The organism is Marinomonas sp. UCMA 3892 (genome assembly GCF_012726345.1).
Taxonomy (GTDB): domain Bacteria; phylum Pseudomonadota; class Gammaproteobacteria; order Pseudomonadales; family Marinomonadaceae; genus Marinomonas.
On the sequence record NZ_PTXN01000008.1, the window covers coordinates 134,757 to 158,304 of the forward strand.

At 42.5% G+C, this 23,548-nt stretch carries 27 protein-coding genes; 16 read left to right on the forward strand and 11 right to left on the reverse strand.

Translation table 11 applies throughout. The features are described from left to right. Positions 1-10: 10 nt before the first annotated feature. The 6 genes from B6N13_RS12760 to B6N13_RS12785 form a co-directional block, all read right to left on the reverse strand. A complete protein-coding gene (locus tag B6N13_RS12760) occupies positions 11-817 on the reverse strand; it encodes an ABC transporter permease (protein WP_012070186.1) in 807 nt (268 codons plus the stop codon). A 2-nt stretch (positions 818-819) separates the two neighbouring features. Beyond that, positions 820-1,671 carry an ABC transporter permease gene (locus B6N13_RS12765; protein ID WP_169459547.1) on the reverse strand — a complete coding sequence of 284 codons (852 nt, stop codon included), beginning with the start codon at positions 1,669-1,671 and terminating at the stop codon, positions 820-822. A 79-nt stretch (positions 1,672-1,750) separates the two neighbouring features. Beyond that, on the reverse strand, positions 1,751-2,770 hold the full coding sequence (locus tag B6N13_RS12770; protein ID WP_169459548.1) for an ABC transporter substrate-binding protein: 1,020 nt from the start codon (positions 2,768-2,770) through the stop codon (positions 1,751-1,753). 329 nt (positions 2,771-3,099) lie between these two features. Then, positions 3,100-3,393: a DUF1330 domain-containing protein gene (locus B6N13_RS12775; RefSeq protein WP_012070183.1), complete on the reverse strand. Its 294-nt coding sequence runs from the start codon at positions 3,391-3,393 to the stop codon at positions 3,100-3,102. A gap of 27 nt (positions 3,394-3,420) precedes the next feature. After that, the gene (locus B6N13_RS12780) at positions 3,421-3,801 is read right to left on the reverse strand and encodes a carboxymuconolactone decarboxylase family protein (protein WP_169459549.1); all 381 of its coding nucleotides are present in this window, start codon (positions 3,799-3,801) and stop codon (positions 3,421-3,423) included. Beyond that, a complete protein-coding gene (locus tag B6N13_RS12785; protein ID WP_169459550.1) occupies positions 3,801-4,460 on the reverse strand; it encodes a GntR family transcriptional regulator in 660 nt (219 codons plus the stop codon). Before B6N13_RS12785 ends, B6N13_RS12780 begins: the two co-directional genes overlap by 1 nt. A gap of 141 nt (positions 4,461-4,601) precedes the next feature. Between B6N13_RS12785 and B6N13_RS12790 the strand changes: the two genes are divergently transcribed. From B6N13_RS12790 to B6N13_RS12825, 8 genes are all read left to right on the forward strand, one after another. Further along, on the forward strand, positions 4,602-5,201 hold the full coding sequence (locus tag B6N13_RS12790; protein WP_169459551.1) for an amino acid synthesis family protein: 600 nt from the start codon (positions 4,602-4,604) through the stop codon (positions 5,199-5,201). Continuing rightward, positions 5,173-6,006: an alpha/beta hydrolase gene (locus tag B6N13_RS12795; RefSeq protein WP_012070179.1), complete on the forward strand. Its 834-nt coding sequence runs from the start codon at positions 5,173-5,175 to the stop codon at positions 6,004-6,006. The genes B6N13_RS12790 and B6N13_RS12795 overlap by 29 nt, the downstream gene beginning before the upstream one ends. After that, positions 5,999-6,907, forward strand: coding sequence for a flavin reductase family protein (locus B6N13_RS12800; protein WP_169459552.1), 909 nt, complete (start codon positions 5,999-6,001; stop codon positions 6,905-6,907). Before B6N13_RS12795 ends, B6N13_RS12800 begins: the two co-directional genes overlap by 8 nt. Continuing rightward, positions 6,904-7,938 carry an LLM class flavin-dependent oxidoreductase gene (locus B6N13_RS12805; protein ID WP_012070177.1) on the forward strand — a complete coding sequence of 345 codons (1,035 nt, stop codon included), beginning with the start codon at positions 6,904-6,906 and terminating at the stop codon, positions 7,936-7,938. Before B6N13_RS12800 ends, B6N13_RS12805 begins: the two co-directional genes overlap by 4 nt. A gap of 11 nt (positions 7,939-7,949) precedes the next feature. Continuing rightward, positions 7,950-9,443, forward strand: a complete 1,494-nt coding sequence (locus B6N13_RS12810; protein ID WP_248280324.1) for an aldehyde dehydrogenase — start codon at positions 7,950-7,952, stop codon at positions 9,441-9,443. Positions 9,444-9,640: 197 nt separating this feature from the next. Then, a complete protein-coding gene (locus B6N13_RS12815) occupies positions 9,641-11,257 on the forward strand; it encodes a BCCT family transporter (protein WP_169459553.1) in 1,617 nt (538 codons plus the stop codon). A gap of 58 nt (positions 11,258-11,315) precedes the next feature. After that, positions 11,316-12,779, forward strand: coding sequence for an NAD-dependent succinate-semialdehyde dehydrogenase (locus B6N13_RS12820; protein WP_169459554.1), 1,464 nt, complete (start codon positions 11,316-11,318; stop codon positions 12,777-12,779). A gap of 223 nt (positions 12,780-13,002) precedes the next feature. Next, positions 13,003-13,638, forward strand: coding sequence for an SDR family oxidoreductase (locus B6N13_RS12825; RefSeq protein ID WP_169459555.1), 636 nt, complete (start codon positions 13,003-13,005; stop codon positions 13,636-13,638). A gap of 141 nt (positions 13,639-13,779) precedes the next feature. Here the strand turns inward: B6N13_RS12825 and csrA are convergent, their stop codons facing one another. Both csrA and B6N13_RS12835 read right to left on the reverse strand, forming a co-directional pair. Next, a complete protein-coding gene (gene csrA / locus B6N13_RS12830) occupies positions 13,780-13,992 on the reverse strand; it encodes a carbon storage regulator CsrA (RefSeq protein WP_012070172.1) in 213 nt (70 codons plus the stop codon). Between the two features lie 135 nt (positions 13,993-14,127). Then, positions 14,128-14,778 carry an XRE family transcriptional regulator gene (locus B6N13_RS12835; RefSeq protein ID WP_012070171.1) on the reverse strand — a complete coding sequence of 217 codons (651 nt, stop codon included), beginning with the start codon at positions 14,776-14,778 and terminating at the stop codon, positions 14,128-14,130. Positions 14,779-14,861: 83 nt separating this feature from the next. Between B6N13_RS12835 and B6N13_RS12840 the strand changes: the two genes are divergently transcribed. Further along, positions 14,862-15,059 (forward strand): YdaS family helix-turn-helix protein, encoded by a 198-nt coding sequence (locus B6N13_RS12840; RefSeq protein ID WP_048814024.1) that lies wholly within the window; start codon positions 14,862-14,864, stop codon positions 15,057-15,059. 108 nt (positions 15,060-15,167) lie between these two features. Further along, positions 15,168-15,620 (forward strand): S24 family peptidase, encoded by a 453-nt coding sequence (locus B6N13_RS12845; RefSeq protein WP_012070170.1) that lies wholly within the window; start codon positions 15,168-15,170, stop codon positions 15,618-15,620. A gap of 131 nt (positions 15,621-15,751) precedes the next feature. Here the strand turns inward: B6N13_RS12845 and B6N13_RS12850 are convergent, their stop codons facing one another. Continuing rightward, the gene (locus B6N13_RS12850) at positions 15,752-15,967 is read right to left on the reverse strand and encodes a hypothetical protein (RefSeq protein WP_048814023.1); all 216 of its coding nucleotides are present in this window, start codon (positions 15,965-15,967) and stop codon (positions 15,752-15,754) included. Between the two features lie 452 nt (positions 15,968-16,419). Here B6N13_RS12850 and B6N13_RS12855 point away from each other — a divergent pair, with 452 nt between their 5' ends. Further along, positions 16,420-16,974 carry a YaeQ family protein gene (locus B6N13_RS12855; RefSeq protein ID WP_012070169.1) on the forward strand — a complete coding sequence of 185 codons (555 nt, stop codon included), beginning with the start codon at positions 16,420-16,422 and terminating at the stop codon, positions 16,972-16,974. Between the two features lie 34 nt (positions 16,975-17,008). On the opposite strand, the gene B6N13_RS12860 is transcribed toward B6N13_RS12855, so the two are convergent. Beyond that, positions 17,009-17,752, reverse strand: a complete 744-nt coding sequence (locus B6N13_RS12860; RefSeq protein WP_169459556.1) for a dienelactone hydrolase family protein — start codon at positions 17,750-17,752, stop codon at positions 17,009-17,011. A 141-nt stretch (positions 17,753-17,893) separates the two neighbouring features. Between B6N13_RS12860 and B6N13_RS12865 the strand changes: the two genes are divergently transcribed. From B6N13_RS12865 to B6N13_RS12885, 5 genes are all read left to right on the forward strand, one after another. Then, on the forward strand, positions 17,894-19,066 hold the full coding sequence (locus B6N13_RS12865; protein WP_169459557.1) for a DUF3524 domain-containing protein: 1,173 nt from the start codon (positions 17,894-17,896) through the stop codon (positions 19,064-19,066). 334 nt (positions 19,067-19,400) lie between these two features. After that, positions 19,401-20,720: a YjiH family protein gene (locus B6N13_RS12870; RefSeq protein ID WP_248280325.1), complete on the forward strand. Its 1,320-nt coding sequence runs from the start codon at positions 19,401-19,403 to the stop codon at positions 20,718-20,720. Positions 20,721-20,880: 160 nt separating this feature from the next. Further along, positions 20,881-21,336, forward strand: a complete 456-nt coding sequence (locus tag B6N13_RS12875) for a carboxymuconolactone decarboxylase family protein (protein ID WP_169459559.1) — start codon at positions 20,881-20,883, stop codon at positions 21,334-21,336. A 39-nt stretch (positions 21,337-21,375) separates the two neighbouring features. Next, positions 21,376-22,149, forward strand: coding sequence for a helix-turn-helix domain-containing protein (locus B6N13_RS12880; protein WP_169459560.1), 774 nt, complete (start codon positions 21,376-21,378; stop codon positions 22,147-22,149). Between the two features lie 50 nt (positions 22,150-22,199). After that, on the forward strand, positions 22,200-22,934 hold the full coding sequence (locus B6N13_RS12885) for a hypothetical protein (RefSeq protein ID WP_248280326.1): 735 nt from the start codon (positions 22,200-22,202) through the stop codon (positions 22,932-22,934). Positions 22,935-22,980: 46 nt separating this feature from the next. On the opposite strand, the gene B6N13_RS12890 is transcribed toward B6N13_RS12885, so the two are convergent. After that, positions 22,981-23,514 carry a glutathione peroxidase gene (locus tag B6N13_RS12890; RefSeq protein ID WP_169459561.1) on the reverse strand — a complete coding sequence of 178 codons (534 nt, stop codon included), beginning with the start codon at positions 23,512-23,514 and terminating at the stop codon, positions 22,981-22,983. Positions 23,515-23,548 lie beyond the last annotated feature (34 nt).

Here is a 23,548-nt window from a genome sequence, read left to right on the forward strand (position 1 = left end):
AATATGTCTCCTAACGATGATTACTTTGTTTACGAACAAAGCTGGCAATAATCATGATGAACAATGAAAGTAGAATCAGTAGTGTGGATGCAACGGCAATAACAGGGGTGAGATCCTGTCGAAGGGTCGACCACATTTTCACTGGCAATGTTTGTAAATTCGGACTGGCCATCATCACGCTAATCACCACTTCATCCCATGACACTAAAAATGAGAACAAGGCCGCGGAAATCACCCCAGGTTTTATCACAGGAAAGGTCACTTTTAGGATGGCTTGAATGCGATGTGCGCCACAGATGACGGCTGCGTCTTCGATGGATTTATCAAACAGTCGAAGTGAATTGATGATTGAGATAATAGCGAAGGGCAGCGCTATGATGACATGACTGGTCACAAAGGCGAATAAGGTGCCAGTAAGACCTAAATTCAGAAATGTTCCATAGACGGCAACGGCAATGATTACCACAGGCACAACCATAGGGAGCGTGAAGAAGGTATATAAATAGTCTCTTCCGCGAAATTTACCTCGAACCAAAGCAAAGGAGGCGGGAATGGCAAGCAGTGTCGCAATGATGGAAGTCAGGCTCGCAACTTGTAAGCTGGTCATAGCCGACTCCATCCATTGAGGATTATCAAAGAATCGCTCGTACCATTTCAATGTCCAAGATGGCGGTGGAAACACAAGCCATTGAGACGATCCGAATGACAAGGCCATGATGAAGAATATTGGCAATGCTAAAAAGGCGGCAATCACTCCCGTAATAATGTACAGAGAGGACTTAAGCTTCCAACCAAGTGAACCATGAGAAAGTAACATAGCTAGGCTCCTGTATTCGAAGAAACGGGTGAGTCTGTTTGTACTTTTAAATAGAGGTAAAACAGCACAAGTGTGATCATGATCAGAAGTACCGCAGATGCACTGGCCATGCCCCAGTTTAAGAAATTCTGTATTTGCTGAACGATGAATTCAGGCAACATCATATCGCTCACTCCACCAAGCAAGGCGGGCGTGACGTAGTAACCTAGCGACATTACAAAAACCATTAAAGCACCAGAGAAAAGACCGGGTTTACACAAGGGTAAAAAGACACGGAAAAACACCGTTTTTGCAGAAGCTCCGCATATAGAAGCCGCTTGTAATACCATAGGATCGATGGCAGCCATGCAGGCTTGTAGAGGCAGAACAATGAAGGGCACCATAATATAGCTCATGCCAATGATGACGCCGGTTAAGTTGTGCACCATTTCCAATGGTTGGTCGATGATACCCAACGCCATTAATGTCTTATTTACTATGCCGGATGATTGCAATAAAACCAGCCATGAATAAGTCCGCGCGAGTAAGCTTGTCCACATGGAAAGTAAGATAACGCTAATTAAAAAACGCCCCCAACCTTTTGGCATCAATGTAATGCACCAAGCCAAAGGAAACCCAATAAGCAAAGAGATTACCGTCACGAGAGTGCCAACAAGAAAGGTGTTGTATAGCACTTGTACATAAGTAGAAGTGGCCAATAACTGCGCATAGTTCTGTAGCCCAAAAGTTGGCTCGGTTAAGCTGCGTAGCAGCAGACTGGCCAAGGGCATTAAAAAGAAGAGGAACAAGAACAGAATTATTGGAAATAACAGCGTCACGTTGTTCCATTTCTTTCTCGAAGAAATCATAAGCATCGTGAAAATCCCCTAAGGTTAGGGGATGGTGCGTAAACACCATCCAAAAGAACAATAAATTAGAGCGAGGATTTACCGATTATTGTAACAACCAGTTATTCCAGCGTTGGGCGATTTGTGGCCCATTTTCTGCCCAGTATTGATAGTTAAGAGATACTTGGTCTGCTGAGTAGTTGGTTGGTAAATAAGCCGATAGGCCTTTATCTAATAACGCTTCACTTTTTGTATTAACAGGTGAATACGCTGTGATGGTGGCGAAGTCTGCTTGGCCTTGAGCGCTAGATGAGTATGCGAGGAACTTCATGGCAGCTTCTTTGTTTTTTGCGCCTTTTGGGACGACTAGGAAATCAGACATAACCAAATTTTGCTTCCAGCTGTTGCCAATTGGTAATCCATCGGCTTGCAATGAGAAGATACGGCCATTCCAGAATTGCCCCATGGACACTTCGCCAGATGCGATAAGTTGCTGAGACTGTGCACCGCCGCCCCACCAAACGATGTCTTTTTTAATGGTATCAAGTTTTTTAAAAGCACGATCCAAATCAAGAGGGTATAAATTAGCGGCGGAAACGCCATCGGCTAATAAAGCCAGTTCTAATACACCTGGGCTAGGCCACTTATACAAGGCGCGTTTTCCTGGGTAGGTTTTGGTATCAAACAGAGCATTCCAATCTTGCGGCTCTGCCGATGAGAGTTTGCTTTTGTTGTAGGCAAGAATAAATGAGAAGTAAAAAGAACCAATGCCATATTCTGAAACGAAACGCGGATCAATATTGGTTTTATCAATGACAGAAAAATCCAGAGGTTCTAGCAGTCCTTCAGCAGCTGCGCGATAGGCAAAGTCGGCTTCCACATCCACAATGTCCCATTGAACGTTGCCGCTTTCTACCATGGCTTTCAATTTACCGTAATCGGTTGGTCCATCTTGAACAACTTTAATTCCGGTTTTGCCAGTAAAAGGCAGAGCCCAAGCTTCTTGTTGGGCATCTTGAGTGGAACCACCCCAACTGACAAAGTTGACAGAGTCCTGAGCATAAGCATGGATTACGCTTGTGCTGCATAGCGCTGCGACGGCCAAGTGTTTTAGTTTAGTAATCATTGTTTATATTCCTCTTATTATTTTTGTGGAACCATTTTTGGGCAGTAAGATTGCCTGGTGAGACTGAACAAAAAACAACCTCATAAATATGATAATATGGTATACCATATTATATGCAAGTATATTTTTGACTTTTTTTAGCCAAGCAATACCCAATTTGATGTCTCTAAATGGATGACTTGTTGAAATTTAGGTTCTGGAAAGGGTGATGCTATTTGGCTGGGGAAGTTGGATATTGCTTAGATAATGAGATAAAAAGACAAGTTTGGTAGAGCAGAGCAGAAGAAATAACGCTCTACCAAACTTAAAAGAATAGGGCTTAACTTGAGTTAAGCCAGTCCATTCATAATAAGAATATTTGCGGTTGCACAATCGTTGCGGTGCTGTTTGGCCGCTTGATATTCTGGCGAGTGGTAACACTCCAAAGCTTTTTCATAGCTTTCAAATTCAAACACGACGGCTCTGTCTGGTGTCGTAGGAAAACCTTCAATGACTGTGATGTCTTCTCCCCTAGACAGTAATTTGGCTCCATACTTTTGCAAAGCCGCAGGGGCAAGCGCTAAGTAATCTTGATATTTTGCTTTATCGTCAACATTTACAAATGCAACCCAGTACCCCTTCATATGGAGGTCTCCTATTTTTATTAGAATTTAAAGCAAGCCTTTTTCTGTTAGTACCGTGCGTGCAATTCGGAAACATTCCACACCTTGTGGTACGCCACAATAGATAGCAATCGCATGAATGATGGCGCGTATTTCTTCTACGCTGACGCCATTATTTATGGCTCCTTTGAGGTGTAATTCCCATTCTTCCATTTTTCCTAGTGCGGCGATCATGGAGAGATTCATCATAGAGCGGGTTTTCGCGTCTATGGTTTCGTCACCCCAACCAAATCCCCAACACCATTCCGTCATGGCTTCTTGAAAAGGGCGATTAAACGCGTCTGCTTTGGCTAAGTTTTTCTCAACATATTCAGCGCCTAGGGTTTCTTTGCGCTTGCTAATGCCTAGTTCAAATAGTGCTTTATCCATTACGTTGCTCCTTGTTCAGTATGCATGGCGATATCATAGGCTTCTTGTAAATGACGAGTACAAATCTCGCCTGCTTTTTCGGCATTTTTTTCTTCCATTGCTTTAACAATATCAAACAGATCTTTTGGACCAGATGTCTTACGTCCGGTAGAGCTGAGAGTGAGTGCTCTTAGTCGTGAAATGCGCGAATTTAGTTGTTCAACAAGATCCCATGACACGTGTTTTTCTGCTGTTTTAAAAATGAGTTCGTAAAAATCCTTGGTCATTTTTAGACTGGTTTTCACATCATTGTTTTGCAAATGTTGCGCAATATCGTCATGCAGGGCATAGAGCTTTTTAATTACGGTAGGTGTGGCTTTTAAGCTGCATGCTTTTACAGCGGAACATTCGAGCAAGGTTCGAATTTCATAAATTTCTTTGACTTCTGCGTTGCTAATAGAGGCAACCACGAAGCCGGAATTAGGTATACCAACGACAAGTCTTTCACTCTCTAGGTGTCGAATACATTCTCTAACTATGGTTCGGCTCACGCCCATACTTTCGCATAGTGTTCGTTCAACCAGTCTGTCACCGGGTTTTAAAAGGTTGCTTGTAATGGCTTCTCTTAAAGACTCTAGTGCGTTTTCCTTCAGTGTTTTAGGGCGCTCAACTTTTTGCATCCAAGTTTCCTCTAATAAAGTCCCAATCAAATATTTCACGATAATAGCACATTTATTGTTGCACCTAATAAGATAGTATGTTTAATATTGTGTCATATGGTATACCATATGACAAATAAATATTTCATTGTAGGAAAGCATATGTCTTTAGAAATCCGCAAAATCGTTAGCTATGAAGAAGAGACCCTGATCGAAGGTTTTAAAGAGACAGATAAGCCTTTGCGCATGTTTGCCGTTGCTGCTGTTATCAAAAACCCTTGGGCAGGAAGATATGTTGAAGATTTAAGACCTATTGTTCTGGAATACGGCCCACAGCTAGGAAAGATACTTACCGATAAAATCTGTGAGTTGGCTGGTGGCGCAGACAAGATTGAAGCCTTTGGTAAGTCGGCGCTGGTTGGTTTAAATGGCGAGATCGAGCATGCTTCCGCTCTGATTCACACCTTACACTTTGGTAATTTCTATAGAGAAGCGGTAGAAGCTAAATCTTTCTTATCTTTCACGAATACCCGTGGTCCAGCCAATGCGCCTATCTCTGTACCAATGATGGACAAAAATGACGGCGGTAAACGCTCTCATTACCTTACTGTGCAGTTCAATATTAATGATGCCCCTAGTGCCGATGAAGTAGTGGTTGTATTGGGTGGCGCAACCGGTGGTAGACCTCATCATCGTATTGGTGATCGTTACCAAGAACTAAAGGAGCTGGGTCATGATATTGAAAACCCTGCAGCGGTTTAAGTCTCCGTTAGGCTTATCTTATGTGAAGTTAGGTCAAGGTCCATCTCTTGTGTTGATTCATGGTGTGGGACTGAGATTAGAGGCTTGGGTTAATCAGTTCGAAGCCTTGTCACAAAATTATACCGTTTATGCTGTCGATATGCCTGGTCATGGAGAGAGTAATCTGATGAAAGAATGTACTGATATTTCTAAATATACCGATGTCATTGCTCGTTGGATAAAAACAGAGTTGAAGTCATCTGTGGTGATCGCAGGTCACTCAATGGGATCTATGATTGCGCTTAATTTCGCTATTCGTTATCCAAAATTGTGTTCTGGAGTGATAGCACTCAATTCTGTTTATCGACGCTCTGTAGAAGCTAAAAAAGCGGTATTGGCGCGAGTTCAGCAGATTAAAGCGGATATTAATCCAGAAAACGTCACCGCGCCTGTCGCCCGTTGGTTTGACTATCCTGTACAAGGTAACGATGTAATTTATGCGGACTTATGTTGCCAGTGGTTGAGCCAAGCGCCTTTAGATGGCTATCGGCAAGCTTATGAAGTGTTTTGTTTAAATGATGGACCGGACGAAGCGGACTTAATGCATCTTGATGTGCCCGCTATCTTTATTACGAGTCGAGATGACCCGAACTCACTGCCTTCGATGTCGGAGGAAATGGCTAGAATTTGTCCCCATGGTCGGTCGTATATCGTTGAAAATGCGAGACATATGGCGCCTTTGACTCATTCAAGCGAAATAAACCCTAAGATGATTGATTTTGCGTCCAGCTGTTTTAGTCAATCAGAGGAGATGTCTTATGAGTGATTTTGATGCACGTGAACTGCGCAATGCGTTCGGTTCCTTTATGACAGGCGTGACCATTGTGACGGCTGTTAGCAAAACGGGTGAAAAAGTGGGTTTTACGGCTAACTCATTTACTTCCGTTTCTATGGATCCACCTTTGTTATTGGTTTGTCCTGCTAAACGATTGTCGAGTTACGACATTTTTGAATCATGTGATCATTTTGCTGTTAGCGTGTTGGCAGAAGATCAGCAACACGCTTCGAATACCTTTGCAGGTTCAAAAGACGATCGATTTGCACAAGTAGAATGGTCGGCAGATGCCTTTGGTACACCACTGATAACTGGCGCTGTCGCACATTTTTCCTGTTCTTCTTTTCAAAAAATAGAAGCTGGCGATCATTTAATGCTGATGGGCAAAGTTGAGCAGTTTTCGAGCAATGAAAAATTCGGTCTTGGTTATGCAAAAGGCGGCTATTTTAGTTTAGGGATGGAGCATAAAGCCGAAGAAATTAGCCATGAGCAATGTGCTCAAGTGGGAGCTTTGCTGGAATGTAATGGCAAGTTGCTGTTGGCTAAAACGGACAAAGGTTACAGCTTGCCACAAAGTAAAATGCAAGCCGACGTTTCTTCTTTGCAAACGCTAAAGAACATGCTGATTTCATTGGGTGTTGCCGCCGAAGTGGGTCAGGTATTTTCGGTTTATGAAAAATCGATCACAGGAAATTTTGTGGCTTTCTACCGCGCCGAGAGCACGGAAGAAAAAGAGATGGATGGCTATGAGTATGTGGCAATCGATGCGTTAACAGAGCTTAACTTTGCCTCCTCTGATATCACATCCATGGTCACTCGATTTGTTCATGAAAAGAATAATGGTGTTTTCCGTTTATATGTCGGTAACGAATTGGAAGGAGATATAAGATGAAGTTTTCACTTTTTGCTCATATGGAGCGAGTCGACGAGCAACAACGTCAGAAAGATCTTTATGATGAATTTATATCACTTTGCCAAATGGCTGATGAAGGTGGTATGACAACCATATGGACTGGGGAGCATCATGGCATGGACTTTACTATTGCCCCCAATCCTTTTTTGAATTTGATCGATATTTCTCATCAAACTAAAAGTATTCGCTTGGGAACAGGTACTGTCGTTGCGCCGTATTGGCACCCCATTAAGTTGGCGGGCGAAGCGGCCATGACGGATATTATTACCAAAGGGCGTCTTGAATTAGGTATCGCGCGTGGGGCTTATTCTTTTGAATATGAACGCATGGTACCAGGTGGCATGGATGCGTGGGCAGCAGGTGAATGTTTACGAGAAATGGTGCCAGCTATTAAAGGATTGTGGAAAGGCGATCATACCCAAGATAGTAAACACTATAATTTTCCTAAAACCACGTCGTCACCAAAACCGCTCACAGAAGATGGTCCGCCAATTTGGATTGCAGCCCGTGACATTAATAGTCATGAATTTGCGATTAGCAATGACTGTAATGTTCAGGTCACTCCTTTGTGGCAAGGTTTGGAAGAAGTGGAAGGCTTGATCGAGAAATACAATGAAGCCTGCGCTAAGTTTGAGCGTCGTACTAAAATTATGATTCTGCAGCATGCATTTGTTGCAAAAAATGACGCGGAAGCGGACAAAGCAGCAGCCAAATTGCATGAGTTCTATTGCTATTTCGGTGCCTGGTTCAAGAACGAACGCCCAATTAGCCAAGGTTTGATCCAGCCGCTGACTCAAGAAGAAATTGACGGTCATCCATTCTATAAAAAAGAAGCGATTAAAAATGATCTGATGATAGGTACGTCCAAGCAGATTATTGAACGTCTTAAGCACTATGAAGCGCTTGGCTATGATGAATTTGCGTATTGGTCAGATTCCGGCATGAGCCGTGAAGAGAAAGAAACCTCATTACGTCGATTTATTGATGAAGTGATGCCTGCTTTTAATTGAGGATTAAGCTCATGATGTCTAATAATAAAAATACACATTATAAGTTGTTCATTGATGGGGTTTGGACCGATGGTGCAAAGGCTCGTTCTATGGCAACAATCAACCCAGCAACGGGTGAAACGTGGGCAACCTTCGCTATGGCTGAAGCGGAAGATGTTGATCGCGCTGTTAAAGCGGCTCGACAAGCGCTATCGAAGAAAGAGTGGGGCGGATTAACCCCAACACAGCGAGGCGGCTTACTGCATAAATTAGCAGATCTTTTAGAACAGCACTCAGCAGCCTTAGGTGAAATTGAAACCACTGACAGTGGCAAATTAGCGGCAGAAACACAGAGCCAAGCTAAATATGTTGCCAGTTATTACCGTTATTACGCAGGTTTGGCAGATAAGATAGAAGGCCATACTTTACCTATCGATAAGCCAGACATGCATGTCTTTACCAAGCCTGAACCGATTGGCGTTGTGGCCGCGGTTGTTCCTTGGAATGCGCAGATGTTTCTCACTGCAACCAAGCTTGCTCCTGCATTGGCAGCGGGTTGTACCGTGATTATCAAGGCTTCTGAAATAGCGCCAATTGCTATTTTGGAGTTTGCCAAATTGATTGAAAAAGCGGGTTTTCCCAGCGGCGTTGTTTCCGTTATTACCGGAGATGCAGAAGGTTGCGCCATTCCGTTAACGTCACATCCCGATATTGATCGCCTTGCTTTTACTGGTGGGCCAGAAACCGCAAAACATGTGGTTCGAAATACTGCGAACAACTTTGCTGTGACCTCACTCGAGTTAGGCGGCAAATCCCCAATTTTGGTATTTGATGATGCCAATATTGAAAGCGCTGCCAATGGCATTATCGCAGGGAATTTTGGTGCATCGGGCCAATCTTGTGTCGCTGGGTCTCGAGTTTATGTTCAGCGAGATATTTACCCTAAGATATTAGCCCGTTTGTTAGAAAAAACAGCTGCTATTGTGGTGGGTAATCCACTTGATGCGAGCAGTCATATTGGGCCGCTTTGCACATTGGCACAAATCGATGGCATTGAGCGCGCCTTAGAAAAAGCCAAAGAACAGGGTGGAAAGATCCTCGCGGGAGGCGCTCGTTTGGAAGGACTTGGGTCAGATTATTATTTTGCCCCAACCATTGTTGAGTGTCCGACAAATGACATTGAAACCTTACATGTTGAGTTGTTTGGCCCCGTGCTATCTATTGCTTGTTTTGATACCGAAGAAGAAGCCGTTGCATTAGCTAATGACTCTGAGTTTGGTCTTGGATCAGGCGTTTTCACGGAAAATTTAGCGCGAGCGCTTCGTGTTTCTCAACAAATTCAATCTGGCATATGTTGGGTGAATACCTATCGTGCCGTTTCTCCTGTTGCACCCTTTGGTGGTGTGAATCAATCTGGCTATGGACGTGAAGCCGGTATTCAGGCGATTCAAGATTACATAAGAGTTCGTACAACTTGGATTAGTACTTCAAGTGAACCTATGGGGAATCCCTTTGTAATGCGGTAAAAACTAAACGTTATTTGTGCCTTTTAAATATCAAGACTCCAACACTGAGTAAGTGAGTCAGTAAGCTTAGCTGACTCGCTGTAGACTCGGCTGAGTTAAATGTGGGTCTGATTTTTAAAACTAAGCGCTGTAACAGCCTAAACCAATAAAAATAACACTCAAATACTATATTTGAAGGCTTATGCTTAGGAGTTGTAATGAAGCCAAGCAGTACAGAACATCAAAATAACCACCAAAAAATGTACAAAATCATGTCCTATGGTTCCATTCTTATGGTCGGGGCATTCGTACTTTTTTCCATCTTAAATGTAGATCTATCTAATGCTATCGCGAATGGCATTAACGCTTGGATCCAGAGTAACCTGAGTTGGTATTACATTGCTGTTGTTTGCTTTGTACTATTTTTCTCGATATGGGTGGCATTTAGCCGCTTCGGAAATATTCGCCTCGGCAAGGATGATGAGAAGCCTGAGTTTGGTTTTACCGCTTGGTTCTCTATGCTGTTTAGTTGCGCTATCGGTACTGGCTTACTGTTTTGGAGTATTGCTGAGCCGATTACCTACCTTCAAGGCAATCCATTTATAGAAATGGAAAATGTGCAGCCCAATACTTTAGAAGCGGCGCAAGTCGCACTACGTATCACCATGTTCCATTGGGGACTTCATGGTTGGGCTATCTATATTTTAGTCGGCCTTTGTTTGGCGTATTTCTGTTATCGCAGAGGTTTGCCACTGACTGTTCGTTCCGGGTTATATCCTCTTTTGGGCGATAAAATTTATGGCCCAATTGGTCATGCTGTGGATTTTCTAGCCATCTTTAGCACGCTTTTTGGAACGGCCACGACGTTAGGCTTGGGTGTTTCTCAAATGAACGCTGGTCTTAACTATCTTTTTGGTATCGACATTTCGCTAACAACTCAAATTATTTTAATCGCTGTAGTTTCTGTTATCGCCACTGTTTCCGCCATTTCAGGGGTTGGGAAGGGCATTAAAATATTGAGTATATGGAATATCCGCTTAAGTGTTTTGGTGATTGGCTTTTTTGTTGTAGCAGGACCAACTGTATTCTTATTAGAAACAACGGTTTCCAGTTTGGGTGATTATTTCTCTAACTTCATACCGATGGGATTTTGGGTAGATACGGATCCGACTCGCCAGTGGCAAAGCTGGTGGACCATTTTTTACTGGGGATGGTGGCTATCTTGGGGCCCATTAGTTGGGATGTTTATCGCACGAATCTCTCGAGGCCGTACTATCCGCCAGTTTATGTTGACCGCGTTAGTTATTCCTCCGTTAGGAGGCTTCATTTGGATCATTGTTTTTGGTGGAACGGCATTAAACATCCAGCTATTTGGTGATGGCAGTTTAGCGGGCGTTGTGAATGACAATATAACATTGGCTCTGTATAGCACGATTGAAGCGATTAATGTGCCTTCGTTGACCCATCTTGTGGCTGGTCTTGCGACATTCCTCATTGTGACTTGGTTCGTGACGTCGGCTGACTCTGGCACCTTGGTGATTTGCACCATTGTTTCTTTAGGCGATAAAAATCCACCTCGCTTCCTACGAGTTATTTGGGGACTCGGGCTTGGCGCTGTTTCTGCGATCTTATTGATTGCGGGCGGTCTCGATTCATTAAAAACGGCTTCTATTGTTGCGGCGTTACCTTTTTCCGTTGTCTTGCTGTTTATGTGTTGGGCCTTGGTGAAAGGCTTGCAGGATGAAGCTCGTGGAACCAGTTATAACCAAGACGACCTTGCTGGTAAGCACTCTAAAATAAGCGAACATCAATATAACCCAAGCTCGGTCTCTTAGTCTGATTTAGTGGCATTAAGCTAAGACTGAAGTTTGTCAAAAGTTAAATGGAGTACATATGTTAGAGCAAAAATTAAAAGATCCTTCTTTATTAAGATCGGCTGGGTTTATCGATGGGCAATGGATTCAGGCACCTAATGGAAATACGTTTGAAGTATTAAATCCATCCACGGGAGAAGTGATTGCCAAGGTAGCGGATTTGGGAGCACAAGAGACGAAGCAAGCCATCGCCGCAGCAGAAGTTGCTTATGATCACTGGAAGACGATTCCAGCAAAACAGCGTTCTTCTATATTACGTCGCTGGTATGAACTGGTACTAGAGAACCAAGAAGACCTTGCTTTAATCATGACGTCTGAACAAGGCAAAGTGATGTCAGAGTCCCGTGGTGAAGTGATATATGGCGCTTCCTATATCGAATGGTTTGCAGAAGAGGCGAAGCGCATTTATGGCGATGTGCTTCCAAGTACCAGTGCGGATAGACGCTCAATTGTTATTAAGCAACCCGTTGGTGTGGTGGGGGCTATCACTCCGTGGAATTTCCCTAATGCAATGATTACTCGTAAAGTGGCTCCGGCACTTGCGGCTGGTTGTTCTATCGTATTGAAGCCCGCTGCTGAAACACCTTTGTCTGCGTTAGCTTTGGCCGAGTTAGCTTCTCGTGCTGGCATTCCTGCTGGAGTGTTTAATGTTGTGGTGGGTAAAGATTCAAAATCCATTGGCGCGGAACTGACCTCTAATCCTATTGTGAAGAAAATTACCTTCACAGGCTCAACCGCCGTTGGCAAGCTGTTAATGGAGCAATCAGCTAAGACCATTAAAAAGACATCAATGGAACTAGGTGGTAATGCTCCCGTATTGGTCTTTGAGGATGCGGATTTGGACAAAGCCGTGACTGGCGCTCTTGGCGCTAAGTTCCGCAATGCTGGCCAAACCTGTATTTGTGCCAATCGTATTTTAGTTCAAGACACCATTTACGATGAATTTATCAAGCGTTTTACCAATCGCGTTGGCGAATTTGTTTTGGGCGATGGCATGGCTGATCAAACAACCATGGGGCCATTGATTACTAAAAAAGCAGTAGAAAATGTTATCGCTTTGGTGAATGACGCTGTAGAGCAGGGAGCAAAGGTGTGTATTGGGGGCAAAACTGATGCGCAGGGAGATCACTTTTATCAGCCAACGGTTATTAGAGATTTAACTACTTCTATGCGATTAGCCAAAGAAGAGGTTTTTGGTCCGGTCGCTCCAGTATTTAAGTTTAGTACCGAAAAAGAAGCGGTTGCGATGGCGAATGACACGGAATTTGGTCTTGCTGCGTATATGTACACTAAAGATCATTCACGTATTTGGCGAGTCGGAGAAGCGCTTGAATACGGCATGGTTGGTATTAATGAAACAGCGATCAGTTCTGAGATGATTCCTTTTGGCGGCGTAAAAGAATCGGGGCAGGGGCGTGAAGGCTCAAAATATGGATTAGAGGATTACTTAGAAATTAAATATTTATGTTTGGGTGATATCTAGCCAAGAGAAAGCCTAAATGACGAGGGCGCTTTTGATTGAATTATCAGGAGCGCCCTTTTCTTTATAACGCCTCTATAAAATAAAGATCTAATATCCAGTAAATATGCAAACTGGCCGTTTGGGGTTTCATCCTTGTCTCATGTCCTTATAGTGGTAGGTAAGACTTTAAAGGCGAAACTTTTTTTACAGGTTTCGCTCCTTAAAACGTTAAAGGAGGCAAGTTATGAGTAAAACTCTTGTTATAGGTGCAAGTGGTCAAATTGGCCAATTGATAACCAAGACACTTGTTGAGACGGAAGAGGATGCCCGTGCTTTGGTACGAGACAAATCTAAGTTGGATCATTTAGAAGACAGTGATCTAGAAATTGTCGAAGCGGATTTAGAAGGTGACTTTAGTCATGCTTTTGATGGTATTGATAATGTGATTTTTGTTGCTGGCTCTGGTGGTTCAACAGGTGCTGATAAGACCTTGTTGATTGATTTATGGGCAGCTAAGAAAGCCGTGGATTATGCAAAAGCAGCCAATGTTAAGCAGTTTATTATGGTGAGCAGTATTGGTGCTGATGATCCTGAGGCAATAGAGTCAGATATCAAGCCTTATTTGGTTGCTAAGCATATGGCAGATCAATATTTGATGGCATCAGGTGTGCCTTTTACTATTGTTCGTCCTGGCCCATTAACGAATGAGAAAGGCCAAGGGAAAATCACTATTAAACGGCCGAATAGTCGAGAAGAGATGGCGATTCCGCGAGCGGATGTTGCTAAATCGGTTTTATTTATCCTAAGCAAGGATGACTTGAATGGTAAGATATTCGAGCTGTTTGGTGGTACTTATGATGTTGATAATGTTCTTGTCTAACAGTGTGAGTTTATTCGAATAGCCAAAAGGGCCCTAATGTAACGTGATCCCGAATAGTTGGTAAGACTGCATTGGGGCTCTTTTGTATTTGTTGCTTTTATGTGGTTTTTGTTGAGAGTTTAAGTTTCTTGGCAAACCTTTCTAAGTAGGTTGGTTTTCTTTGACCTGCTCACTGTAAGTTTCCAGTAGTTTTTCTGCTTGAATACGTTTGTAAATTTCTTCTCGATGAACGCTTATCTTTTGCGGGGCTTTGATGCCGATGCGAACTTGAGTCCCTTGTACCCCTAATACGGTAACTTCCGTATCATCACCAATGTTAATGGTTTCACCGGGGTGTCGAGTAATGACTAGCATAATTCCTATCCTTTGGTTGTTGTCGACATTTTTAAAATACAATTTATGTTGTTAGTGTGTCAACAGCTTAAGGTGTTTTTCTTGTTTAATAGGTCAAACGTTACGTTAGTATGAAGCAGGGAGGTTGTAAATAGTCTAAAACAAGATTCGAGCTTGGGTGACAACACCTATGACGGTTAGGTCATTGGGGACTTCAATTGGTCTATAGTTCGGGTTGAGTGGTGTTAGATAAGTTCGACCAGCGTCGATGACTAATTTTTTAAATGTCACGTCTTTGCTGTCTGCAACTTTTGTGATGATCAAATCACCATTTTTGGCTGTTAAGCTGGGGTCAACCAGAATTAGGTAGCCTTCTGGAACGCTTGTGCCAGAAGGTGACATCATACTGTCTCCCACAACATTAAGCCAAAATGCTGATTTGGAAGTGGATTCAGGGGTTTCTATCCAGTCAAATTTTCTTTCGTCTAAATCCGTAATATTAGGCCATTGGGCTGCTTGTAGCGTTGTAATTATAGGTCTTAAATTAGTTTCTAAGGATGTGGAAGCGCTGTTGTTATTGGTGTAGCTAGAAGCGCTTTCTCTTACTTCACAGGCTGTTCCCAGTAGTAACCATTCTGCATCACAATCTAATGCCTTGGCTAAATTGAGTAGTTTGCGCGGATTTTGTGTTCTACCGTCTTCAATTTTTTGCAGCGATTGTTGGGAGATGCCAACACGCTTCGCTAACTCGGCTTGAGTCAGTCTTAGGTCTGTTCTTTTTTGTTTAACGCGTTCTGCAATAGTCATAAGCGAATAATTACAACTTTATCTGTATTTGACAAACAATAAAAACTGTCATCAAATACAATAAAGGTTGTTAAGGAGGTTATATGTCAGCCATTGCAAAAGCAGTCGAAATTGTAGGAAGCCAAACTGCACTCGCGCAAATTTTAGGAGTTAAACAAGCACATGTCTGGAATTGGTTGCATATCCATAAGCGTTCACCTGCGAAATACATACGGCGGATCTCGTTGGCGACGGGAGGGGTGGTCAGTGAAAGTGATTTGCTTAGGGATCACGAACTCTAGTTTGATGTTTGTTAGAGGGGATTAATCTATCGTCTTTACAAAAATTTGCTAGTTTATTTGCGTACTTTAAAACATACTGTACGAATATACAGTTTGGATGTTTTTACTATGCGCGTGTCTTATCTTGGTACTTCTGAGTCTGCTGCTTTTATTGCGGCAAACAGTGTTCGAATTCCACTTTATTCTGAGTCTATGAAACCTTCGGATCTCGGTAAACAGCCTGAAGATAAATCTGTGGATCTGAATGCCTTGTGTATTCCCAATCCTACAACAACTTTCTTTGTGCGTGCTCAAGGTGAGCCGATGGAAAGAGAAGATATTCAAACAGGTGATGTACTGGTTGTGGATCGATCATTAACTGCCCGTCATGGGGACATCGTGATTGCATTTGAACATGGAAAAATGGCGGTAATGACGTTGCAATTAAAACCAGACGTGCTGCTTCGTCCAAAGAACAAAGCTTACGCAGCAACAGTTACGCCAATTGTTGAAGATGAAGCATCTAGTTTAGAAGTATTTGGTGTCGTAACGAGTGTAGTGCGACAATTAGAGCGTGGCTAATAACTTCGTTGCTATAACGCTAATATAAAGACTATAAAAAACGCCTTTCACTACTTAATAATGAAAGGCGTCGTGGCCATCCGGCCTAGTGCTTTACCGTCACCCTAGAGCCATCTAAGGTGACGGTCTACTCATCCGTCGCTCGGTTGTTCTCCTGGTGGTATTTGAGCTTTTCCTTTCTGATCACTTTCTAAATCTTTGTTACCTGCTAATGGACGAATGTGTCCGTTATCGCGGTAAAAACCAATGTCTTTTAAGTAATGGTCATCAAGCTGACGAAATAATTGATTGGTGCGACGAGCTTCAAAATATTCTTTAGCGGCGTTGAATAGGGCGATGATACTCATAAGTTTTCTCCAAAATAATAGCTTTGGCGGAACTTACGGGGTGATTTCTTACAGAGGTGACCGCGTAAATTCCGCGGTCAATGGTGTATTACACAGGCATTGAACGCGAGGACAAAGTTTTACGTACTCGATTATTGCAGCGAGTAGCCATAGGGGAAGTAGAATGATTTAGCGTATATGTAGTCATCTTGCTTCTCCTTAACTTTGTGTTCTATTGGTTGCGTTATGCATTGCGTAATTTTTGCTCTTTTTCGAGCTTTTTTATTGAGCCTTTTTTTGTGACTTATGTCAATCATTTATATTGATATATCTTTTATTTTTTTACATTACCAATGTTTTCATGATGTGAAAAAAACAGTTTGTTTGTAGCGGTATTGTCGGTGTTTTTTGCTGTACAATTCGTCGCGATTTTCTTGTCCTTTTTTGTAGTTAATAATGTAGTAAGTGACCCCATGGCGACGAAAGCAACAATTTATAAAGCATCGGTTCAAGTGTCCGATATGGATCGAAACCATTACCAAAGTTATGAATTGACCTTGGCATTACATCCTTCTGAAACCGAAGAGCGCATGATGGTGCGTTTAGCGGCGTTCGCTTTATTGGCTGACGAGAAAGAAGGCGGCGAGCAATTAAGTTTCAGCAAAGGTATTAGTACCGAAGACGAACCTGATCTTTGGCAGAAAAATTACTCAGACGAAATTTTGCTTTGGGTAGAATTGGGTCAGCCTGACGAGAAGCGTTTACGTAAAGCTTGTGGTCGAGCTCAGAAAGTGATCGTCGTTAATTACAACGATAAGTCCGATATTTGGTGGGAACAAAACAAAGGCAAAAATAGTCGTTTTGATAACATGCGAGTCTTGCAGTTCCGCGAATCTCAAGTTGAGGCGTTGGCGAAGATCTGTACTCGATCTATGCAATTGAACGTCACTATTCAAGATGGCGAAATGTGGATCTCTGGTGAGCTAGGCGAATGCGCAATGACGCCAATGTGGCGAGGCGAGCAATAAGCTCACCTCGGTTCGGTCGAATGGCTTTTTGTCATTAGGCTTTATGCAAGGCACGTTGAAACAAAGACACCGCTTTGTTGTAGCATTCTAAGGCGAGAGCCGGGTCGTAACGATCGCCTTCGTCGCGCATGAAAGCATGCTGGCCGTTGAATTCATGCCAAGTGAATAGACGGTCAGTATCGATCAATTGCTGATAAATCTTCTGACGTCCTTCTGTTGATACATGGGGATCTTGTTTGCCCCATACCATCGTCAATTCCCCTTGAATTTCTTTCGTGCGAGTAAAAGAATCATTGCCTTCGTCGCAAGGAATGGTATTCGAATGAATGTCTGTAGCGTACAAGCAGAAAGATGATTGAATACGAGGGTTTAAGGCTGCACGATAAGCCAAATGACCGCCCAAGCAAACGCCCATGGAACCAAATTGACCCGTGCAATAATCTTGCTGTTCGAAATATTCGAGCATAGCTACAGTATCGCTGTCATGAGCTTCTAGTGTTTTAGTGAATTTGTCTGCGTTGCCTTTGTCTTTGCCTTCATCGTCATAGCCTAATACTGTGCCGATTGGGTTAAGTTCATGAAACACTTCTGGCACAATAACCACAAAACCATGGCCAGCCATTATGGCGGCAGAGCGTGCAATCGGTGCGGTTTGTTGGAAAATTTCAGAATAAAAAAAGATACAAGGAAAGCGCCCTTCGGCCTGAGGACGATAAACGGTGCAGCGCATAGTGCCTGTTGGCGTGTTAATATCTTGATCGTGACGTTGAATGATCATGGTTTTCCTTAAAGTGATTTGTAATTTTCCTACATGATATTCGACCCAACCATGATGAGCCAGCCACAAAGCTCTCAAATAGACCCAAAAGCTCTCAAATATAGATAAAAGCCAAATTTAGCCAACGAGTAGAAAGAATCCGTGCGAATTTTATTGATCAGTGCCTACGAAGCCAGCAGCCATAAAGCTTGGGCAAATACCTTGATGAATGGTTTAAGTCAGCATGATTGGAGTTATTTGTCTTTGCCTGCTCGGCATTTTGCATGGCGGATTCGTGGTAATGCTATGAGTTTTGCTTTTGACCCAAAATTTAAGCCGATACTAGAAAAGCCTTATGACTTGGTCATTGCCACCTCAATGACGGATTGTGTTGGTCTAAAGGCCTTTTGCCCTGATTTGCAAAACCTACCTTGGTTGCTGTATTTCCATGAAAACCAATTTGCCTATCCTGCGAGTGATAAACAGCAAGGCCTTATCGAAATGCAAATGGTTACTTTGTACAGTGCCTTGGCGGCTGATTTGTGTGTATTCAATAGTCAATTTAACAAAGCCTCGTTCTTTGCTGGTGCTCGCGCCTTGTTAAAAAAACTGCCTGATTATGTCTCTCCAGATTGGTTAAATGGTACTGAAGCAAAATCTCAAGTTCTTCCTGTGCCTTTGGATATGCTTGTTTCTATGGAGGCTTTGGTTTCGGCAGAAGAAAGCACGAACTTGATATCTCAGCCAGGGCGAATAAAGTTAGTTTGGTCGGCACGTTGGGAATTCGACAAAGGGCCAGATCGACTGCTGGCTATTTTAGAAGAATTAGAGTATCGCAAACTAGATTACGAAATTGCCATTTTAGGCGAGCAATTTCGTTCCACGCCAAAAGAATTTGACCAGATTCAAGCTAAGTTCGCCCATCGAATTACACAGTTTGGCTTTGCGCCAAGTCGAGCCGATTATCTGCGCTTTCTTTCATCGTCAGATATTGTGCTCTCTACCGCTTTACATGAATTCCAAGGTCTTGCGGTACTAGAGGCGGTTACTCTTGGTTGTGTGCCAGTGTTACCAGATCGGCAGGTTTACCCAGAGCTGTTCGGCAAATACCAGAACGAAAAGCATCAGAGTGAAAAGTACCAGAACGAAAAACAATACCTTTATCAAAGTGATCTAAGCAACATACAGCAAGAAGCAAAAAACGCAGTGGATTTGATTCAATATATTGTTGTAAATGATGTAAAAGCCCCAGATGTAAGTCAGTATCAAGCCAAAAATTTACTGGTGAAGTATGCCGAACTGGTTGAAAAGAAGGGTGGTTCAACTCGCCTATAAGAGTTCTGATATGGCATTAGGATAAAACTACGTTAGCCGCTTAATTTTCATGCTATGTATAGACAACCTTTCTTTTATTACTCTTATTCAAATTTCTTTTTCCTATAAGTACGCCTATCTATTTTGGATTGATATGATTCAAAATAGCGCATAAGTCTTTATATTGCGCTTATTCTGTGCGATATTTGCCTTGTTAGCGTTGAAAAATAAAAACAAACTTATCTTAATCTCAAGTGAATAGGCCTTATTGCAACATTTTAATATGTATATACATGTTGGTATGTATGTTGCTATTTATCTTGTGATTAATAACGTTCTCATAGGAAGTCCTCATATGAATGCTACAGATTCAAAGTCCGGAGTTGTGTCTCCGTTGTCTCTTCTTAAACTCATTGCTTATAGTTGTGTTGGTATTTTTGTCTTTTTTATTCCGATTAGTATTGGTGGAAAAGAAACGATTCCCCTTGATCATATTGTGTCGTGGCTCAGAAATGATTACGGTCAAATGGCTGAGGTTTACGCTATTTTGGTTGTCTTAGCCGGTGGTGCTTATCCTTTTATTTCGGGTAACTGGCGTGCAAGTAAAACTCAAACCGTATTGTCTATTTTTAAGGTGTTGGGTGTTGTTACTGCTGTAATGGCTTTTTTCTCTGTTGGCCCAGCTTTTTTACTTGAGAAAGACATGTTGCCTTTCTTGTTCAGTAAGTTGGTTGTGCCTGTTGGTTTGATCGTGCCTATTGGTGCGGTATTTCTCGCATTTTTAATTGGTTACGGGTTGCTTGAATTTGCAGGTGTGCTGTTACAGCCTATTATGAAGCCGTTGTTTAAGACACCGGGTAAGTCTGCGATTGATGCGGTTGCATCGTTTGTAGGTAGTTATTCTATTGGTTTGTTGATTACCAACCGAGTTTATAAGTCTGGTCAATATTCCGCGAAAGAAGCGGCCATTATTGCCACTGGCTTTTCCACTGTATCAGCTACATTTATGGTGATTGTGGCGAAAACATTGGGCCTAATGGATGTTTGGAACGTATTTTTCTGGGCAACCTTGTTGATTACTTTCGTGGTAACGGCAATCACAGTAAGACTTTTCCCGCTTAGCAAAATGGATAACACCGCAGAACGTCGTGAAGTGGAAGAGTTTCAGCATTCTCGTTTTAAACAGGCTGCTTTAGAAGGGCTTGAAGTGACGAATAATGCAAATCCACTTGCTAGCAACATCCTGCAAAACATCAAAGAAGGCATGATAATGGCGATGAGTATTTTGCCTTCTATTATGTCTGTTGGTTTGTGTGGTTTGCTCTTGGCGAAATACACGCCAGTATTTGAGTGGATTGGTTATCTGTTTTACCCGTTTGCGTGGGTTGCACAATTACCTGATCCAATGATGGTTGCTACCGCGTCAGCGACAGGTTTGGCGGAAATGTTTTTGCCTGCTTTGATCGCAGCGAAAAGCGTATTCGTCGTGAAGTTTGTGGTTGGTGTGGTGTCGATTTCATCCATACTTTTCTTCTCTGCGTCGATTCCTTGTATTTTATCGACCGAGATTCCGTTGAGCATCAAGCAAATGCTGATTGTTTGGTATCAGCGAGTAGCTTTGACCATTCTGCTTGCCTCGCCAGTGGCGTTTTGGGCAGAGCAGTTTATTAAGTAAATACTTAACCGGAAAAAGCGAAATAAAACACGCTGAATTGGCACTATTTCATCAATTTGGTGTGTTTTATTCTTTCTTGTAAAATGTCGAATTTCTTCAATTAATATAGGTTCGCAGGCGTTAGGATTGAGCTTCAAATTTATTCTTTGGAGGTCTCATTATGTTAAAACGCATTAATTATTATGCTGTTGCACCACAAGCGTTTGAGCTTTTGCTTAAGCAAGAAGAAGTCTTAGGTCAGCAATTTGCACAGATACCAAGCCTAGGTAAGACTCTCTTGGAGCTAGTGAAGCTTCGCGTATCACAGATTAACCAATGTGCCTTTTGTTTGGATATGCATAGCACGCAAGCATTAGAAATGGGCGAGACGTATGAACGAATGATTGCTTTGAGTGCATGGCAAGATTCTCCATTATTTTCAGATCAAGAACGTCAAGCCTTGGCTTGGGTGGAGCATCTTGTTGCAGGTCATTCTGTTGATGATGCTCATTACGAAGAAATGCTAGCAAATTTTGGTGAATCTGGATTAACCTATTTAACCGTTGCGATAAATGCTATTTCTAGTTGGAATCGAATTGTAAAAGTCTTTAAACCTGAGGTTGGCAGTTTTCGCTAAATAAGCCGTTTCTACTTACCAGTAAGTTAGAGGATTAACATGACATCGCCCTTGTTGTTTAATATCCATTTTCCTCAAGGGCTTCTTTCTTTGTGGTTGCAAGCTATTTGGTCGGCACAAGTCCCAATGGATCAACCTGGCGTGACTCGTCGTTTGGTTGCGGATGCCGGTAGTGGCATCTTGTTTAATCTGGGAGTGCCAGTGCTGATCGATCAGCAAGAATTCCAAGATCAGGTGATGTTCCAAGCAACTAATCAACGTGCTCATCTCATTCATTTATCATCTGGAACAGATCTAATAGGGGTGCGCTTTCAGCCCGGAATGGGGCGCTTATTTCAGACAAAATTGGCAAAACAACAAGACATGACAGGTCCACTGCAAACGTCTGAATTTATTCAATCTTTACTGGTGCAACTAAAATACTGTTTGAATACTGAAGAGCGTATAGATTTATTGGATAAGGCTTTTTACCAAAGGGTTTCTAGCATGACCGATATCCATGATCCGGTGTTGAAAGCGGTAGAGTTGCTACAACAATCTTCTCGAGTTGATTTGTTAGATGCGCTTCCACTTAGTCAGCGCCAAATAGAGCGCCAGTTTCAGCACCGCTTGAGTATGTCGCCAAAATACTTCCAACGATTGCGAAGAGTTCGGGCAGTTTTGCTGGCTTTAAAAGAAGGGAAAAATCACACCCGACTAGCGGAGCTTGCTATCGAATACGGTTTTTCTGATCAAGCTCATATGACGCGTGAATGCCAGTTAATCGCAGGTATTACACCAAAGCGTTATATTAATCGTAAGCTATTACCGTAAGTAGTTTGTTTTTGATGGTGTCAGTCGTTAAGTTTATTTATCATTTGCAAATGATTTCAAAACTCAAATATAAATCCATCTATATTCCTGTGCTCTTGATGCTCTGGCTTGGTTTGTTCATTGACAGCCAGTCATTAGCTGAGCAGGTTCATTACAGTCAATGGATCACCAATGGTTTAGTACTGTTGTGCTTTGCTTGGGTGTATTTACGCGTGACCAGTAAAATCAAAAAGCTGATGTTATATGGTGTTGTCTTGGCCTTATTTGGTGAGGTGGTGTTTTCCCTTCTTTTGGGAATGTACGAATATCGTTTAGAAAACGTACCGCTTTATGTACCTCTTGGTCACAGTCTTATTTATGCCGCCGTGTTTTATATTCAAAAAGAAAAAATCATCCAACACAACAAAGTGTGGGTTGTTACGATTTTGTATTGGGGAATGATCGTCTATTCAAGCCTTTGGTTGCTACTTGACCAAGATAGATTGGGCTTTCTTTGTATGCTTGGTGTTGTGCTTTTTTTGAAAACGAAATCGGGCAATGAACTGTTCTTTCTTATCATGTTTTTCATGGTGGTGTATTTAGAATTGCTGGGAACCTATTATCAATGCTGGGTGTGGCCAGATACGTGGTTTTCAACGGTTCCTTTCATTACCAGCAGTAATCCACCAAGTGGGATTAGTGTGTTTTATTTTGGGTTTGATATTGGTTGTTTGTGGATTTATAAAAAGCTGAATAGGCAAATGTGGAGCCGGATGAAAGCCATTCGGCAGTTAAGGAGTGCTTAGTTGGGAAAGCAAGCCACTGCGTAAACAGTGGCTTGCTTCGCAAGATTTATAGATCAGCTTCAATGGCTGCTACAAGTGCATCATCTTTCGGTGTCACATCAGGCGAGAAACGTTCTACTTTGCCATCTTTGGTGACTAGGAATTTTTCAAAGTTCCACACCACCTCTGGTGCTTTGGTCGCTTCGATTTTATGACCTGCCAACATGGTAACCATGGCGTCGCGATTCGGCGTAACCGGGGCTGCTTCGATCAAGCCTTTGTATAACGGATGCTTGTCTTCACCTGTAACAGCAATCTTGCTGAACATTGGGAAAGTCACATCGTAAGTTAGGCTGCAGAACTGTTGAATTTCTTCATCGCTGCCTGGTTCCTGTCCAGCGAAATCATTCGCGGGGAAACCAAGGATTTCTAAGCCTTGCTCATGGTATTTTTTGTACAAGGCTTCAAGGCCTTCGTACTGCGGTGTTAAACCACATTTTGACGCAACGTTAACAATCAAAACCGTTTTGCCTTGGTAAGTGGATAGGTCAACGTTTTCGCTCTGGATGTTTTTAACGCTAAGATTGAGTGGATGACTCATAAAAACTCCTTATTAATTTATATTCGATGTATCG

Excerpts from the sequence above, each read along its gene's own strand:
- B6N13_RS12835 (WP_012070171.1), bottom strand. The coding sequence starts at position 14,778 with ATGACTATTGCAGAACGCGTTAAACAAAAAAGAACAGACCTAAGACTG.
- B6N13_RS12845 (WP_012070170.1), top strand. The coding sequence starts at position 15,168 with ATGCGCGTGTCTTATCTTGGTACTTCTGAGTCTGCTGCTTTTATTGCG.
- B6N13_RS12760 (WP_012070186.1), bottom strand. The coding sequence starts at position 817 with ATGTTACTTTCTCATGGTTCACTTGGTTGGAAGCTTAAGTCCTCTCTG.
- B6N13_RS12885 (WP_248280326.1), top strand. The coding sequence starts at position 22,200 with ATGATTTCAAAACTCAAATATAAATCCATCTATATTCCTGTGCTCTTG.
- B6N13_RS12860 (WP_169459556.1), bottom strand. The coding sequence starts at position 17,752 with ATGATCATTCAACGTCACGATCAAGATATTAACACGCCAACAGGCACT.
- B6N13_RS12790 (WP_169459551.1), top strand. The coding sequence starts at position 4,602 with ATGTCTTTAGAAATCCGCAAAATCGTTAGCTATGAAGAAGAGACCCTG.
- B6N13_RS12770 (WP_169459548.1), bottom strand. The coding sequence starts at position 2,770 with ATGATTACTAAACTAAAACACTTGGCCGTCGCAGCGCTATGCAGCACA.
- B6N13_RS12855 (WP_012070169.1), top strand. The coding sequence starts at position 16,420 with ATGGCGACGAAAGCAACAATTTATAAAGCATCGGTTCAAGTGTCCGAT.
- B6N13_RS12870 (WP_248280325.1), top strand. The coding sequence starts at position 19,401 with ATGAATGCTACAGATTCAAAGTCCGGAGTTGTGTCTCCGTTGTCTCTT.
- B6N13_RS12810 (WP_248280324.1), top strand. The coding sequence starts at position 7,950 with ATGATGTCTAATAATAAAAATACACATTATAAGTTGTTCATTGATGGG.
- B6N13_RS12880 (WP_169459560.1), top strand. The coding sequence starts at position 21,376 with ATGACATCGCCCTTGTTGTTTAATATCCATTTTCCTCAAGGGCTTCTT.
- B6N13_RS12785 (WP_169459550.1), bottom strand. The coding sequence starts at position 4,460 with ATGCAAAAAGTTGAGCGCCCTAAAACACTGAAGGAAAACGCACTAGAG.
- B6N13_RS12820 (WP_169459554.1), top strand. The coding sequence starts at position 11,316 with ATGTTAGAGCAAAAATTAAAAGATCCTTCTTTATTAAGATCGGCTGGG.
- B6N13_RS12775 (WP_012070183.1), bottom strand. The coding sequence starts at position 3,393 with ATGAAGGGGTACTGGGTTGCATTTGTAAATGTTGACGATAAAGCAAAA.
- csrA (WP_012070172.1), bottom strand. The coding sequence starts at position 13,992 with ATGCTAGTCATTACTCGACACCCCGGTGAAACCATTAACATTGGTGAT.
- B6N13_RS12875 (WP_169459559.1), top strand. The coding sequence starts at position 20,881 with ATGTTAAAACGCATTAATTATTATGCTGTTGCACCACAAGCGTTTGAG.
- B6N13_RS12850 (WP_048814023.1), bottom strand. The coding sequence starts at position 15,967 with ATGAGTATCATCGCCCTATTCAACGCCGCTAAAGAATATTTTGAAGCT.
- B6N13_RS12840 (WP_048814024.1), top strand. The coding sequence starts at position 14,862 with ATGTCAGCCATTGCAAAAGCAGTCGAAATTGTAGGAAGCCAAACTGCA.
- B6N13_RS12780 (WP_169459549.1), bottom strand. The coding sequence starts at position 3,801 with ATGGATAAAGCACTATTTGAACTAGGCATTAGCAAGCGCAAAGAAACC.
- B6N13_RS12805 (WP_012070177.1), top strand. The coding sequence starts at position 6,904 with ATGAAGTTTTCACTTTTTGCTCATATGGAGCGAGTCGACGAGCAACAA.
- B6N13_RS12815 (WP_169459553.1), top strand. The coding sequence starts at position 9,641 with ATGAAGCCAAGCAGTACAGAACATCAAAATAACCACCAAAAAATGTAC.
- B6N13_RS12825 (WP_169459555.1), top strand. The coding sequence starts at position 13,003 with ATGAGTAAAACTCTTGTTATAGGTGCAAGTGGTCAAATTGGCCAATTG.
- B6N13_RS12800 (WP_169459552.1), top strand. The coding sequence starts at position 5,999 with ATGAGTGATTTTGATGCACGTGAACTGCGCAATGCGTTCGGTTCCTTT.
- B6N13_RS12765 (WP_169459547.1), bottom strand. The coding sequence starts at position 1,671 with ATGCTTATGATTTCTTCGAGAAAGAAATGGAACAACGTGACGCTGTTA.
- B6N13_RS12890 (WP_169459561.1), bottom strand. The coding sequence starts at position 23,514 with ATGAGTCATCCACTCAATCTTAGCGTTAAAAACATCCAGAGCGAAAAC.
- B6N13_RS12795 (WP_012070179.1), top strand. The coding sequence starts at position 5,173 with ATGATATTGAAAACCCTGCAGCGGTTTAAGTCTCCGTTAGGCTTATCT.